This is a genomic window from Acidovorax sp. NO-1 (assembly GCF_000238595.1).
Classification (GTDB): Bacteria; Pseudomonadota; Gammaproteobacteria; order Burkholderiales; family Burkholderiaceae_C; genus Acidovorax.
Genome location: NZ_AGTS01000017.1, coordinates 23,732 through 38,108 on the forward strand (window position 1 = coordinate 23,732; position 14,377 = coordinate 38,108).

Consider the following 14,377-nt stretch of genomic DNA (forward strand, 5'->3'; position numbering starts at 1 on the left):
AGCGGCCTGAGCAAGATCGTGTGCACGTAACTTTCCGTGGACACGATGCTCAAAGACTCTCAAACCCCGCGCTACGCTGTGCGCCGTACGCATCGCACCTACACCCCGCAATTCAAGGCCGAGTTGGTGGCCGCTTGCATGCAGCCCGGAGCCTCCATCGCTGCGTTGGCGCTGCGTCACGGCATGAATGCCAACGTGCTGCACCGATGGTGCAAGGAGTTCCACCAGGGGCATCACCGCCAGAGCCTTGTTGGAGCCGCGCCAGACGTGCAACCCCAGACAACACCGGCCTTCATCCCCATCGCGCTCAATGCCGCACCTCCCTCATGTGTCGGGGAGCAGCCAGTGGTGGCGGCACCAGCCCTGGCACAAGACATCCGCATCGAATGCCGGCGCCAGAGTGTGTCCGTCACCGTGCACTGGCCCGTCAGTGCCGCCGCCCAATGCGCCCAGATGCTGCAGGAGTTGCTGCGGTGATCCGTATCGATGCGGCCTGGCTGGCCACCACCCCATTGGACATGCGCGCAGGCACCGACACCGCCTTGGCCAGGGTGGTCGCCGTCTTCGGCGCTGCCCACCCCCACCACGCTTATGTCTTCGCCAACCAGCGCGCCAACCGCATCAAGATCCTGGTGCACGATGGAGTGGGTGTGTGGCTGGCTGCGCGCAGGCTGCACCAGGGCAAGTTTGTGTGGACTGCGCCCGGCAGCCCCAATATCGCACTTGAACATGCACAGCTGCACGCGTTGGTGCTGGGCCTGCCCTGGCAACGCGTGGGCTCGCAAGGCGCCATCACCGTCGTCTGAATCTTCAGCGCTACCTTACGCCGCTGGCAATCGGGAGAGTTGCCCATGGTGATGCCCTTGCCCGGTGGGCACACTATTGGCCATGGTGATTGATGAGCAAACGCTGGCAGAACTGGACACCGCGCAACTGCGCGAGGTGACCCAGCGGTTGCTGGGCGAGTTGCGCCACCAGCGGGCACTCAATGAGAAGCTGGTCTATGAGAACGCCTGGCTTGTTGGCGCCACTTGAATTCTGACCCCCTCTAAGTATTGGTGTGCAGTTCTTGAAGGATGTCGAAGACTCTGCGGTTGCCCGAGGCATCTTCGACGTAAGCGCTCTATTGACCACGCCCTTGCACTCGGGTGCCCGTTGAGGCAATGAATGTTCTCTCGGCGTGGTGCGGTCTGCGACGCGCGAGAATCTGGGTCAACGCCGCATTTCACATTCAGTTGATGACAGACCCATTTGCTCCCTTGTCCGAGGAAGAGTTCGAAGAACTCGACCACTTTCTGCTGTTCGGCGTTGACACGGAAGAAGGCATGACCATGGACATGGTCGATGGGTTCTTGCACGCCATTGCGGTCGGGCCGACGACCGTACATCCCAAGCAATGGCTGCCCAAGATCTGGGGTACCAAGGAGATGATGCCTCCGATGGGTTCCGTCGAAGAGCTGAACCACATGCTGGGCTTGGTCATGCGCCACTTCAACACCATCATTGCCGGCCTGGGGGATGACCCCCGGGAGATCAGCCCGTGCTGGTCAACGATGGCCTACGACGGTGACGAGCGTGAATACGACGACGCAGAATCGTGGGCGTACGGCTTTGTCCAGGGGATGAGGCTTTGCTGGAAGGACTGGCAACCGTTGCTGTCCACTCCCCAAGGGCAAGTTTGGTTCAGACCCATTGCCCTGCTGGGCGAAGACGACTATTGCGTGGATCAGGACGAACTCACCCGAACACCGGCCATGCGATCGGAGCTGGCTCAACAAATCCCGCCGGCTGTTCTGGACATGCACGCTCACTGGCTGCCACTTCGGCTCGCTGTCTATCAGCGGGAGGTGGCCAAGTCGATGCAGCCCAAGGTGGGGCGCAATGATCCGTGCCCTTGTGGGAGCGGGGCGAAGTTCAAGAAGTGCTGTGGTGCTGCGGCCGATTTGCACTGAGCCATCTCGCGCCTCGAACTGTCAGGCGGTGGATCACCGCGCCAGTCGCCAGGGCAGCAAGGCCTCGTAGTCATCGACGGTCCTGGCCCGTGGAAGTGCCACTAGCAGCGAGCGCAGGTACTGGTACCCATCAACGCCGTTGACCTTGCAGGTCTCCAGCAACGAGTACAGGTTGGCGCTCGCGTTGGCGCCGGCCACGGTGTCGGCGAAGAGCCAGTTGCGTCTTCCGATGACAAACGGGCGGATCGAATTCTCGCAGCCGTTGTTGTCTATCGGGTAGTTGCCGCTGGTGACGAAGCGCTCCAGCTTGGCCCACTGCGAGGACAGGTAGTGCAGCGCCTTGCCCAGCAAACTGCCTGGCAGCACCGCATGAACGTTGGCCAGCAGCAAGGCCTGGATCTCTTGCAGCACGGGCACACTGTTGGCTTGGCGGCTATGCAGCAGCGCATTCGCATCCAGCCCTTGCTCTTTGGCCAGGGCCTCCACGCGGTAGAGCTTGCCGATCAGCGCGATGAACCTGGCCGCCAATTGCTCAGCCCCCCGGTTGGCTTTGGGCAAGGCCTGCAGCGCGTCATTGAAGTAACGCCGGCAATGTGCCCAACACCCGATTTGCACGAGCTTGTTCGCCAAGGCGATCTTGTTGTAGACCTCGTAGCCGTCGGTCATCAGCACGCCGCCCTCGCGCGCACCGACGTACAGAAGCTGCGCCGCCTCTGTGCTGCGTGAGGGTGAGTAGGCGAACAGGCGTATGGGCGGACCTGTGCCGCTGGCGCCTGAACCATCGGTCATCTGCGCCCACATGTAGCTCTTGGACTGGGCGCTGCGACCGGCCTCCTTGAGCACCTGAATCTCGGTCTCGTCACCGAAGATCAGCGGGGCGTCCAGCACCCGGTCGCGCAGCAGGTTGATGACGGGCTGCACCGCCTGGCCCACCCGCACCACGCTGGCGGCCATGGTGTTGCGCGAGAGGTCGCGGCCTCCGAAGCGCCCCAGCAAGGCCGCCTGGCGGTACAGCGGCAGGCCGTCCACATACTTGGAAGTGATCACCCAGGCCAGCAGGCCTTCGCTGAACAGCCCCTTGGGGATGACTTGCTCGGGCTTGGCCGCCAGGCGCAGCGTGCCATCGCAGCACGGGCAGGCGTACTTGACCCGCTCGTGGCGGATCACGCGCACTTGTTGCGGAATGATGTCGAGCTGCTCGCTGGCCTCCACGCCAATCTCCCGCAGCACGGCACCGTCGTGAGGACAGACACGCTCGGATTCGGGCAGTTCGTGGCGCACCACCTCGCGCGGCAGGGCTGGGTCCAGCGGCTTGCGCCCGCGCTTGGTCCGTTTGTGAGCGGGAACCTCGACAGTGTTGTCGTCGGCCTCGGTTTCTTCCTGGGCCGGCTGGGTTGCCGAGCCGAGCGCCTCGGCCTCGTTGAAGAACATGTCCTTCTGGTGGCCTGCGCTGGCCTCGCTCTTGGCGGCGAACAACTGGCGCTTGAATTTGTTGAGCTGCTCCTTGAGCAGGTCGCGCTCGGCGCGCGTGATGCGCAGCTCACCAGCGAGTGATTCGCTGGTCTGGGTGGCCTGGGCCAGCGCCTTTTGCAAGGCTGCAAATTCTTCGGCGGTGGGCATGTGAACCATCGCCTGCTTCGATCTGCTTGTCGCTCAGGCGGTTCCTTGTGCTGGGGATTTTGCGGCAAATATTCTCAGCAGTGGCATTGCTCATTTCGGCAGCACCAGCCTCACGCAACGCGCTCGTAGAACCGCTGTGGGTGTCGCTGTGTGACCGCCAGATCAATGCCATCAAGCAACCAGTGCAGTTGTTCCACCGTCAGCGTCGGCACCACCGCCTCGTCCGGCCAGATGAAGCGGTCTTGCTCCAGGCGCTTCATCAACAACCAGAAGCCGTTGCGCTCCCAGACCAGGATCTTCACCCGGTTGCGCTGGCGGTTGCTGAACACATACACCGCCGCCGCGAACGGGTTCATGCCCAGGGCTTGCTCCACCAGGATGGCCAAACCGTTGATGCCCATTCGGAAGTCGATGGCCGGGCGGTGCAGGTACACCGTCAGCGTGTCGTCGAGCCGGAACATGGCAGGCGCCCCAGAAGTTCAAGGACGGGCAGCAACCCACCCGGGTCTGCATCGCTGAGGTCGATCTCCACCCCATTGGGCAGTCGGGCGTGCAGGCGTGTCTTGACCTCAGCGGCGGTGACGGGAGATGCCTCGGGGGCCGCCAGCCGCAACGGCACAAAAGCACTGGTGCTGGCCATGGCCACGGTCGGCAGGTTGGCACGACTTGCCTTCAGGTCCGAGCCCATGCTCTGGGTGATCCAGCGGCGCAGCAAGTTGGCGTTGATGCCGCATTGCAGCGCCATGCGCGCCACCGACACATCCGGCTGCAGGCACGCCCGCACCACCTCGGCCTTGGCCTGCGGGTCGTACACGGCACGTCCATCGTTCTTGCGCCCCGTGACCAGGCGCCTCACCACCTCTGCATCGATCTCTGACATACGTGTCCACCTTGTTCTACATGGACACGTAGCTTCCCCTCTCAGACGCTCTGTGGGAAGACGTAGTTGGCGGATCGCTTACTCTTCGACCACTACCAGCATGCCCGTACCATGCGAATGTCCCAACTCATCGACGAAGGAGTGCGGCAGGGTGTTTTCACCCCTTGCCATGGATTGGTCATGTCTGAGGTGATGCTGGGAGCGGCACTGAGGTTGCGCCGCCCGGCATTCCTTGCCCAGGCCAACCTAACCATCGAGGATGCCTTCCAGGAGTTTTACCGGATATTGCTGGGTGGATTGCTGACCGATTCAGCTGCATCTCACACAGCCAAGAGTGGCAAGCGGGCTGTGCGGACTGGCGTGCGGCGAGTCGCCGAAAAGAAGGATACGGACTACGATGAAGTCGGCACCATGCTGATGGCGGCCTGGAATCGCGAATAAGTGGAAGAAGGCGGCGCGGTTGGCGGGGGCGTAACCTCGGATGGTCTTGTGAAGGCTGCCAAGATCATGTCCACGGCACATGGGCACAACTTGTCGGATGTGTTTGCGTCTCTTGAACTGCCCACTCAGGCTGCTATTGAGTCTGAATTTCTGGCGGCGTCAGGAGAACAGCTGGCGCCGCTTCTTGCCGAGTGCTCGGACTACTTCATTCAAGCCCGCTATGCCTATGAACAGATCGGTGGCAGCTACAGCTTGAGCGGTATCCGCACGCTCGCAAAGGGCTTGCTTGATGCCGTAAAAGCCTTCGGTACCAAGAATCCCTGAGCGAAGCGCTCATCAATATTGGCGCGTCGGTTCGCCCCGGAGTCAGGCTAACCGCCGCCCCAGCTCTCCCCAAACACCTGCGCCTGCCGCAGCACCAAGTCCACCGCCTCTTCCTGCAAGTCTGGCGGGTACTTGTACTTGCGCAAGACCCGCTTGACCATTAGTCGCAGTTTCGCCCGCACGCTCTCGCGCTCGGACCAGTCCACCGTCAGGTTCTGGCGCAGGTTCTCGGTCAGTTCGTGGGCGATCTTCTTGAGGGTTTCGTCGGTGAGTTCTTTGACCGCTGATTCGTTGGTGGCCAGCGCGTCGTAGAACCGCACCTCGTCCTCAGTCAGGCCCAGCATCTCGCCCCTGCTGGCCGCCTCCCGGAACTTCTTGGCCATCTCGACCAGTTCTTCCATCACCTGGGCGGTTTCAATGGAGCGGTTCTGGTAGCGCTTGATCACGTTGCCCAGCAGGTCGGAGAACTTCTTTTCCTGCACCACGTTGCTGCCGAAGCGGCTCTTGATTTCGCCTTCGAGCAGCCGTTCGAGCAGTTCCACGGCCAGGTTCTTCTCGGGTAGGTTCTTCACCTGCGCCAGGAATTCGTCGTCCAGCAGGCCAATGTTGGGTTTGTCCAAACCCACGGCGTCGAAGATGTCCACCACCTGGTCGGACACCACGGCGTTGCTGATGATCTGCCGGATGGCTTCGTCGCGCTGCTCGTCGGAGCGCTTCTTAGCGGTGATGTCTCGTTTCGTCAGGATGACCTTCACGGCCTGCATGAAGGCAACTTCTTCGCGCACGGCCTTAGCCTCGTCCAGCGTACAGCACAGCGAGAAGGCTTGGGACAGCGCCAGGGTGGTGTCGGCAAAGCGGCGTTTACCGTCCTTGCCGCCTTCTTCTCGCAGGCCCAAGATATGGTTGGCTGCTCGGGCCAGGGTTTGGTGCCCCCCAGTGAGGAAGTCGCTGGTGTCGCAGCCATGCAGCATGGATTGCAGGACATCGAGCTTTTCCATGAGGACGCTGTACGCCTCGCGGGCGTCTACGGTGGGGGTGCCCCGGCCTTTGCTGGCGGTGTACTCCTTCATGGCGGCTTTGAGTTCGTTGCCGATGCCGATGTAGTCCACCACCAGGCCGCCTTGCTTGCCCTTGAAGACCCGGTTCACGCGGGCGATGGCCTGCATGAGGTTGTGGCCCTTCATGGGTTTGTCCACGTACAGGGTGTGCACGCAGGGAGCGTCGAAGCCCGTGAGCCACATGTCGCGCACGATCACCAGTCGCAGCGGGTCGGCGGGGTCTTTGAAGCGTTTTTCCAGTCGCTTCTTCACTTTGCCATCGTAGATATGGGGGCGCAGCAGGGCTTTATCACTGGCAGAGCCGGTCATCACGATCTTGATGGCGCCCTTCTCAGGGTCAGGGTCGTGCCAGTCAGGGCGCAGCTTGATGATCTCGTTGTACAGGTGCACGCAGATGTCACGGCTCATGGCCACGACCATGGCTTTGCCGGATTGGGCGGTGCTGCGCTCTTCAAAGTGCGCCACCAAGTCAGCGGCCACGCTGGCCACGCGGGGTTCAGCACCGACGATCTTTTCCAGGGCGGCCCATCGGCTTTTGAGTTTGGCCTGCTGGCTTTCTTCTTCGTCCTCGGCCAGCTCGTCCACTTCGTCATCAATACTGGGCAGGTCTTCGTCTTTGAGGCGCAGCTTGGCCAGGCGCGACTCGTAGTAGATAGCCACAGTGGCGCCATCTTCCTTGGCCTGCTGCATGTCGTAGACGTGGATGTACTCGCCGAACACGGCTCGGGTGTCGTGGTCGGTGCTGCTGACCGGGGTGCCGGTAAAGCCTACGAAAGTGGCATTGGGCAGGGCATCGCGCAGATGCTGGGCATAGCCTGCCTGGTATTTCTCTTCGCCGGGCTTGCCTTTGAGGGTGGCCTTGAAGCCGTATTGGGTGCGGTGGGCTTCGTCCGCGATCACCACGATGTTGCTGCGCTCGGACAGCACTGGGAAGGTGTCTTCATCCTCCCCCGGCATGAACTTCTGGATGGTGGCGAAGATGATACCGCCCGAGGGGCGGTTGCCCAGCTTGGCGCGCAGGTCTGGACGGGTCAGTGCCTGGGCGGGCTGCTCGCGTAACAGGTCTTGGGCCAGGCTGAACACGCCAAAGAGTTGCCCATCCAGGTCGTTGCGGTCGGTGATGACCACGATGGTGGGGTTCTCCATCGCTGCTTCTTGCATCACACGGGCTGCAAAGCAGGTCATGGTGATGCTCTTGCCGCTGCCCTGGGTGTGCCACACCACGCCACCTTTGCGGGAGGCGCCTGGTCGGGATGCTGTGACCACTTCTTCGATGGCAGCACGCACCGCGTGGAACTGGTGGTAGCCCGCGATCTTCTTGACGAGCTGGCCATCGTCCTCGAACAGGACGAAGTAGCGGATGTAGTCCAACAGGTACTGTGGGGCAAGCACGCCACGCACCAGGGTTTGCAGTTCTTGAAACTGTCCCAGTGGGTCGATGTTTACCCCATCAATCGTGCGCCAGGCCATGAAGCGCTCAGCGTTGGCAGACAGCGAGCCCATCAGCGCATCAGTGCCGTCCGAGATCACCAGCACCTCGTTGTACTGGAACACGTCGGGAATCTGCTCCTTGTACGTCTCGATCTGGTCGAAGGCTTTCCAGATGTTGGCGTTCTCGTCGGCGGGGTTCTTGAGTTCCAACAGCACCAGTGGCAAGCCATTGACGAACAAGATAATGTCAGGGCGACGGGTTTTGTGGGGGCCTTTGATGGTGAACTGGTTGATGGCCCACCATTCGTTCTTCTCGGTGTGCGCCCAGTCAATCAGTCGCACAAAGTCGCCGCGTGTTTCGCCGTCCTTCTGATACTGGACGGGGATACCACCCACCAGCATCTTGTGAAACGCGCGGTTGGCCGACAGCAGGGATGGGATGCCAAGATCCGTGACTTGCTTGATGGCATCTTCACGGGCAGCGGCTGGTACCCCGGGGTTCAGGCGGTTGATGGCCTCGCGCAGCCGAAAGGGCAGCAGCACCTGCCGGTAGTCCGCGCGCTCTGGCGTGGTGCCGTCAAAGGCAATGTCAGGCCCGTAGCGGTGGGTGTAGCCCACGTCTTGCAGCCAGGCCAGCGTTTCGCGTTCCAGTTGGTCTTCGGTCACGGCTCCCTCTCGCTTTTTTGTCCTGTGGCTACAGCTTCATCAGCTCGATGTAGCGCAGGTACCTGTTGCAGGCCCCCGCAGAAAGCCCCCCGATCATTCTTCGGCTTTCCGATAGGACTGCAACTCATGGGTTGGCGTACCAGGAAATGCGCGCCGAATGCGATGCTCCCTGACCAATGCGTCCAAATAGCCTTTGCGCAAACCGTCTGGATCCCGGTTTAAAAGCTCAGCCAATGCACTGAGCCGCACATACCGTCCTTCGCATACCGACAAGATTACCTCCACCATGGCTGGACGCTCCAACCGTGCCTTACCCCGGGGTAGGGCGGCTCGCCGCAACAGGTCGTCCTTCAATGTATCTGAAAGGGCGCTGAGATCATCCAAGACGGGCGCATCCAGCAAGGGCGACAGTAGACAACCGTGCTCATCCCTGGTTGCAGTGTGGGTGTTGACGCCCTCCGTAGTGCGAGGCGTGGCCTGCTCCGGCCGCACGGGCTGATCACTACCGGAGGTATCCTCCTTAGTACCGGAGCTTGCAGTGCTACTACCGGAGCTAGTGCCATTACTACCGAAGCTGAACGCTGCGGGAAATACCTGCTCCGGGGTAACGGGAGCCGCGCCCGGCAAGTAATAAACCTTGCCACGCGACTGGCCTTGGGAGAGCAACATCCCATCACGCTCCAACCGTGCCAGCGCCAAGCTGATGTCATGAGGATGCTGGGGGGAAATCTCGGTCATGCGCGCATGGTTGACCACACCTTCGATCACGGCCGTGGACAGAATCATTCTGTCGAGCGCCCCCACCTGATCGAACGATGCACCAAACCGCGCCCGCAGTGCGTCCAGCACCGCAGGTGGCAGCAAATCCAGCATGTGCAATTCCAGCAAGGTTTGCTCTGGCATGTCCTTTTCCCTCAGCAGCGGCTGACGCCAGTGGCAGCTTTGCCAGCCGCTGTAAATTTTGGGCATGCCCGAGCCCCCACGTTCACCCAGGCCAATGAGCAAGAACATTTGATGCAGGATGCGATTGCGGCAATCGCTCTCGCCACCCCGAATCACCTGCTCCACAGGCAGCCGAAGCAAACCAGGGTTGCGAAAGCCGAACATGTCTGGCCGCTTGACCACCAACACCGACACTCGGCCCGTGTAGTCCGCATGCACCAGGGTGTTGACCAACGCTTCACGCAAGGCAACGTGTACCGGCGTGTCGTCTTGCCTTTGGCCGTCTTTGAGCGAAAACGGCACTTTCAGGTCGGCCACCAATTTTCGGTACACCCGGCGATAAAACTCGAAGAGATTGCCCGTCCACGTGCCGTCCGGCACCAGCCGGTCCACCCAGCGCAGTTCAGTCTTGGCCTCGGGCCGTTCCTGGTAGTCCACAAAATAGTGCGGCACCGCCTCCTGGATAGCCGACCAGCGGCCAAACATCAGTAGACCTGCCAAGGTCAACCCTTCCGCCCCCGTGGCTCGGTCACGGCGCCACCCGCGCAGGCTCTGCATCAAGGCAAAGTCATCCTGCTCCAGGTACGGGTGGCCGGGCTTCTCGTCCTTGAGCATCTGGCGGTAGATGCGCAGGCTCTCCATGTCCACGTCCTCCATGCCGAAGTGCTCCAAGATGCGGGCATCGCGCTCATCCTCCACCTGCTCGGCCAGCATGCGCTTGACGGTTTCCTCATCGCAAGGTCGGTCGCCATCGTTGAGCCGCTTGTAGGTGTGGTCCAAAGGCTGGTTGTTAAGGAAAACCGGCCGCTGCTTGCGCGTGGCCTGTGGGATGCGGACCAGCACTACCGTTTTTCCATCCAACACCAGTTCTAGCACATCTGCATCCGTCAGCAAATTGACGCTGACCTTGCCAGGATTGTTCAAGTTGTTGAACAGGTCCGCCCGCACCTTGGCAGGGTTGGGGATGCCCGCGATGGAAAACACCCCGTCCTTCTCGCGCACACCCAGCAGCACCACGCCGCCGTGGACATTGGCCATGGCCGAATAGGTGGGCCAGAAATCCTTGGGCACCTCGCCCTGGCCGTTCTGGCCCTGGGCCAGCTTGCATTCCAGCTCCACCGTTTCGCGCAGCAGGGCTAGGTCTTCCAGTGATGAGATGGGAAGCATCACATGGACTCCTCAATCAGGGCCTGGGCTTCGGGCAGGCGCAGCTGGCCGGAGATCAGGCGGGGGAGCAAGGCGTCGCGGAGGGTAGCGAGGGTTTGGGCTTGCTGTTCATTCGATTTCAGCATCTCGAAGACCACGCCGATTTTTTCCTGAAATGCCGTTGCGACCTCTCGACTGGGAACAAGGATGGGAATTTGGCGAACCGTTTTTGAGTTCACTGCATCTGCAATAGATGATGTACTACTCAATCTTGAGAAATCAAACTGCCTCAGATGCAGGTAGATGAACTCGGTTGAAAGCTGTGAAGCTGGATCAAGCCGGAAGTGAGCGATGGCCTCATTGGTGGTCATCTCACCATCAGTAATCGCAACCCGCCCGATCGTCATCTTAAAACTCATCAAGACGGTGTTGTCTGGCACTCGGCGTACGTTGAACTTGTCAACAGCTTCCGCTGTCAGGAATTCGTTAGTTGTGCTCGCATAGGTACCGCAGATCCCCATGTCTCGAATCGACACCCATCTCACATCATTCGAATCTTCGCTGAACCAATGCTGCTCTTTGCGGGGAGGCGTCTTGCCAATTCCAACTATGGAAACGTCTTCCATTGTTGCGCTGCGCCACCCCCTCGGCACCTCCCCCAACTCCGACGTTTCAAACCCATCGGGAAACAGCGCTGCGGTGGCCTCGTCCATGCCTTCGGGCGTGCGGCCTTCCATCTTGGCGCGCGCGGGTTCGAAATCGACGAACCAGGACTTGAACAGTGCCTGGGCGATGGCTTCGAGGGTGGCGTTGGTCTCGCGCAGGAGGGTGATGCGGTCTTCTAACCCATCTAGCAAACTAGCGACACTGTCTTGATAACTGCGGTCACTAGGTATCTTCAAAGAAAAGTTCTCCAAAGAGCCTATGACAATTTGTGCCTGAGCGGAGCCAGTGCGCAAAGCATGCGTGTCACTGGCTTTCAAAGCCCAGTACAAAAACTTGCGAGATACCTTCTCTATGTCGGGGGATACAACGATCGAAAGATTGGTCACTGAACAGTGAGGCGGCGACATCTTCACATCACCCGTCCCTCCTTCGCCACGACAAACAATGACGAGTTGGCGCTCTGCAAATTGGTAGTCGGGCAGATAACCGACCACTCCGTAACCACTAAACACAGGAAACCCTGTGGTAGCAAGCGCCGATTTCGCGAGAAACTTGCCGTACTTGAAAGTGGCGAGATTCGAGAGCTTGTAGGTGCTCCACTCAGAACTCATACCCCAGCCCCCCCAGCTTCGCCCGAATCACCGCATCCAGCTCTGCGCCCTTGGCCATCTGCTCGCCCAGCTTTTCCGTCAGCTTCTGCATCTTGTCGGCAAAGGCTTCGTCGTCGTCTTCCACTTCTTCGGCGCCCACATAGCGACCCGGGGTGAGTACATGGCCGTGCTGCGCAATCTCGGCCAAGGGCACGCTGCGGCAAAAGCCTTTCACGTCTTCATAGCTGCCTGCCCCCGGCTCGCCGCGCCAGGCGGCCACCACGGCTTCGATGCGGGCGATGGTTTCGTCGGTCAACTCTGCCTGCACGCGGCTGATCATGCGGCCCTGCTTGCGGGCGTCGATGAACAGCACTTCGCCCTTGCGCGCCTTCTGCTTGGCCAAAAACCACAGGCAGGCAGGGATCTGGGTATTGAAGAACAACTGCCCCGGCAGGGCCACCATTACCTCCACCACGTCGGCATCCACCATCGCAGCGCGGATCACGCCTTCGTTGTTCTGGCTGCTGCTCATGCTGCCATTGGCCAGCACAATGCCTGCACGCCCCGTGGGCTTCAAGTGGTGCAGCATGTGCTGCAACCAGGCGTAGTTGGCGTTTCCGTGGGGTGGGTCGCCAAACTCCCAGCGCGGGTCGCCTTCCAGGCTGCCGTGCCACCAGTCAGAGATGTTGAAGGGCGGGTTGGCCAGGATGTAGTCCGCCCGCAGGTCGGGGTGCTGGCTGCGGGTGAAGGTGTCGGCAGGCTCGCGGCCCAGGTTGTAGTCAATGCCGCGAATGGCCAGGTTCATGGCGGCCAGGCGCCAGGTGGTGGGGTTGGCCTCTTGGCCGTAGATGCTCACATCTCCCAGTTTGCCGCCGTGGGCTTCGATGAACTTCTCACTCTGCACAAACATGCCGCCCGAACCGCAGCATGGGTCGTACACCTTGCCTTCGTGCGGGGCCAAGATGGCGACCAGGGTTTTGACGATGCTGGCGGGCGTGTAGAACTGCCCGCCCCGCTTGCCCTCGGCACTGGCAAACATGCCCAGAAAGTATTCGTACACCTGGCCCAGCACGTCGCGGGCCACGGCGGGGTCGTCGCCAAAGCCTATTGTTGACACCAGGTCCACCAGCTCGCCCAGCTTGCCGTCAGGCAACTGCGCACGGGCATAGCGTTTGTCGAGAATGCCTTTGAGCTTGGGGTTCTCAGCCTCGATCAGCGTGAGGGCGTCGTCAATGCGCTTGCCAATGTCGGGCTGCTTGGCGGCATTGCGCAGCGATTCCCACCGCGCGCCTTCGGGCACCCAGAAGACGTTGACCTCTTTGTAATAGTCGCGGTCTTCCAGCTCGGTTTCGATGTCGGCAGGATCGGCGTTGCCGTAGAAGTATTCGTCGTCGGGGTTGGTGAGGCGGGCCGTCAGCTCGGCACGGCGGGCGGCAAAGGTGTCAGAGATGTATTTGACGAAGATGAGGCCGAGCACCAGGTGCTTGTATTCGGCGGCGTCCATATTGGCGCGCAGCTTGTCGGCGGTGGCCCAGAGGGTTTTTTTGATGTCGTCGAGCATGGAGGCTGAGAGAATTTGGCCGCACAACCCGGCTCAAAAGAGCGGGTTGGACGCATAGAAATCACTCGTCCCATCTTACCGTCACGATCACAGATGGATACAGGTCCCTGCGCTCGGTCAACTGTCTTGAGGGCGCAGTGCTTCAAATTGGATGAATCGCCCCGGATTCCCTAGACACTCGTGAGCCGTTGGGAATGGCGTCGTTCGAACTCTCTCAACTTTGCATCAAATGGCTCCAACGCATCCTTGGGCACCTCCGGCTGCGACAGTCCCAACCACTCCCGGATCTTCTGCGGCGCCAGTTGACCTTCGTTGATGAGCTCGTTGACCATCCGAAGATAGATAGCCCGGTTTTCAGCGAGCAGGGTCTGCGCACGTTCGTACTGGGTCTGCAGACCTGCTTCAATTTCTGAATTGGTACCGGCCACATCCGTGTTGATATCCTCCCCGGCCTCCGTGCTGACATCCACATGGCTGATGCGCTTACCAAACGCGGCATGCCGGATAAAGGCGGCCATTTGCTGCGTCGCCAGCTTGAGATCGTTCTCACTGCCCGAGCTCAGCGACTCCATGCCAAACACCATCTCTTCGGCAGCGCGACCTGAGAGCGCAACACACACCGCGTCGAGCAGATTGCCGCGGGTTTTGACTTTGAGCGCATTGAAGCTGTTGTAGCCCCCGGAGAAGGTCGCCATGTTGATGCGAATTTCCAGCGGAGCCTGCCGGAAGAGCAAGGCGTATATCAGACCATGCCCCGCTTCGTGCACCGCCAGAACTGCCCGCATGTCTGGGTCGGGTCGCTGACGAAGCTTGCTGATCTCAAACGCTACGGGTACGGTATGTATCCGGTGGCCCCATCGCGCGATCAGTAGTCCGGCATCTGGGTCGACATCTATGGTCAGCTCCTCACCTGGCCCGGCGCCCTGCTCCAGCGCCCAGAGTGTGAAGTCCACCAGAGGTGCACTCATCAGACCATGCACGGAAGAGAAAACCGGACGGGTGCCCTGGGTGGGAAACACCGAATTGGCGTAGATCTGCTCCCTGACCGCATCGGTCACTTCAAAGCGCAGTCCACTGGACGCCTCGATTTCCTGCAAGTA

General features: G+C 60.7%; 13 protein-coding genes and 1 pseudogene. 6 read left to right on the forward strand and 8 right to left on the reverse strand.

Annotated elements, in window-relative coordinates; translation table 11 throughout:
- Window positions 1-45 precede the first annotated feature (45 nt).
- The 4 genes from KYG_RS01680 (at window position 46) to KYG_RS01690 (ending at window position 1,952) form a co-directional block, all read left to right on the forward strand.
- The gene (locus KYG_RS01680; protein ID WP_008903074.1) at window positions 46-477 is read left to right on the forward strand and encodes a transposase; all 432 of its coding nucleotides are present in this window, start codon (window positions 46-48) and stop codon (window positions 475-477) included.
- The gene (tnpB, locus tag KYG_RS01685; protein ID WP_008903075.1) at window positions 474-806 is read left to right on the forward strand and encodes an IS66 family insertion sequence element accessory protein TnpB; all 333 of its coding nucleotides are present in this window, start codon (window positions 474-476) and stop codon (window positions 804-806) included. The genes KYG_RS01680 and tnpB (KYG_RS01685) overlap by 4 nt, the downstream gene beginning before the upstream one ends.
- A gap of 82 nt (window positions 807-888) precedes the next feature.
- Window positions 889-1,035 (forward strand): hypothetical protein, encoded by a 147-nt coding sequence (locus KYG_RS24635; protein WP_008903076.1) that lies wholly within the window; start codon window positions 889-891, stop codon window positions 1,033-1,035.
- 203 nt (window positions 1,036-1,238) lie between these two features.
- Window positions 1,239-1,952, forward strand: coding sequence for a UPF0149 family protein (locus tag KYG_RS01690; protein ID WP_034692674.1), 714 nt, complete (start codon window positions 1,239-1,241; stop codon window positions 1,950-1,952).
- A gap of 33 nt (window positions 1,953-1,985) precedes the next feature.
- On the opposite strand, the gene KYG_RS01695 is transcribed toward KYG_RS01690, so the two are convergent.
- The 3 genes from KYG_RS01695 to KYG_RS01705 form a co-directional block, all read right to left on the reverse strand.
- Window positions 1,986-3,581: an IS66 family transposase gene (locus KYG_RS01695; RefSeq protein WP_082437602.1), complete on the reverse strand. Its 1,596-nt coding sequence runs from the start codon at window positions 3,579-3,581 to the stop codon at window positions 1,986-1,988.
- A gap of 101 nt (window positions 3,582-3,682) precedes the next feature.
- Window positions 3,683-4,033 (reverse strand): IS66 family insertion sequence element accessory protein TnpB, encoded by a 351-nt coding sequence (gene tnpB / locus KYG_RS01700; RefSeq protein WP_008903079.1) that lies wholly within the window; start codon window positions 4,031-4,033, stop codon window positions 3,683-3,685.
- Window positions 4,009-4,452, reverse strand: coding sequence for a transposase (locus tag KYG_RS01705; protein WP_008903080.1), 444 nt, complete (start codon window positions 4,450-4,452; stop codon window positions 4,009-4,011). Before KYG_RS01705 ends, tnpB (KYG_RS01700) begins: the two co-directional genes overlap by 25 nt.
- 117 nt (window positions 4,453-4,569) lie before the next feature.
- Between KYG_RS01705 and KYG_RS01710 the strand changes: the two genes are divergently transcribed.
- Both KYG_RS01710 and KYG_RS01715 read left to right on the forward strand, forming a co-directional pair.
- Entirely contained in the window at window positions 4,570-4,893 is a 324-nt protein-coding gene (locus KYG_RS01710; RefSeq protein ID WP_237707180.1) for a hypothetical protein, read from the forward strand.
- Window positions 4,894-5,217 carry a hypothetical protein gene (locus tag KYG_RS01715; protein ID WP_008903082.1) on the forward strand — a complete coding sequence of 108 codons (324 nt, stop codon included), beginning with the start codon at window positions 4,894-4,896 and terminating at the stop codon, window positions 5,215-5,217. It abuts the gene before it with no gap.
- A 47-nt stretch (window positions 5,218-5,264) separates the two neighbouring features.
- On the opposite strand, the gene KYG_RS01720 is transcribed toward KYG_RS01715, so the two are convergent.
- The 5 genes and pseudogenes from KYG_RS01720 to KYG_RS01740 form a co-directional block, all read right to left on the reverse strand.
- Window positions 5,265-8,372, reverse strand: coding sequence for a type I restriction endonuclease subunit R (locus KYG_RS01720; protein ID WP_008903083.1), 3,108 nt, complete (start codon window positions 8,370-8,372; stop codon window positions 5,265-5,267).
- A 93-nt stretch (window positions 8,373-8,465) separates the two neighbouring features.
- The gene (locus tag KYG_RS01725) at window positions 8,466-10,433 is read right to left on the reverse strand and encodes an RNA-binding domain-containing protein (protein ID WP_237707181.1); all 1,968 of its coding nucleotides are present in this window, start codon (window positions 10,431-10,433) and stop codon (window positions 8,466-8,468) included.
- Between the two features lie 47 nt (window positions 10,434-10,480).
- Complete coding sequence (locus tag KYG_RS01730; protein ID WP_008903085.1) at window positions 10,481-11,737, reverse strand: restriction endonuclease subunit S; 1,257 nt, start codon at window positions 11,735-11,737, stop codon at window positions 10,481-10,483.
- Complete coding sequence (locus KYG_RS01735; RefSeq protein ID WP_008903086.1) at window positions 11,727-13,277, reverse strand: class I SAM-dependent DNA methyltransferase; 1,551 nt, start codon at window positions 13,275-13,277, stop codon at window positions 11,727-11,729. The genes KYG_RS01730 and KYG_RS01735 overlap by 11 nt, the downstream gene beginning before the upstream one ends.
- A gap of 170 nt (window positions 13,278-13,447) precedes the next feature.
- Window positions 13,448-14,377: pseudogene (locus KYG_RS01740) on the reverse strand (peptidase M41); the annotation flags it as partial.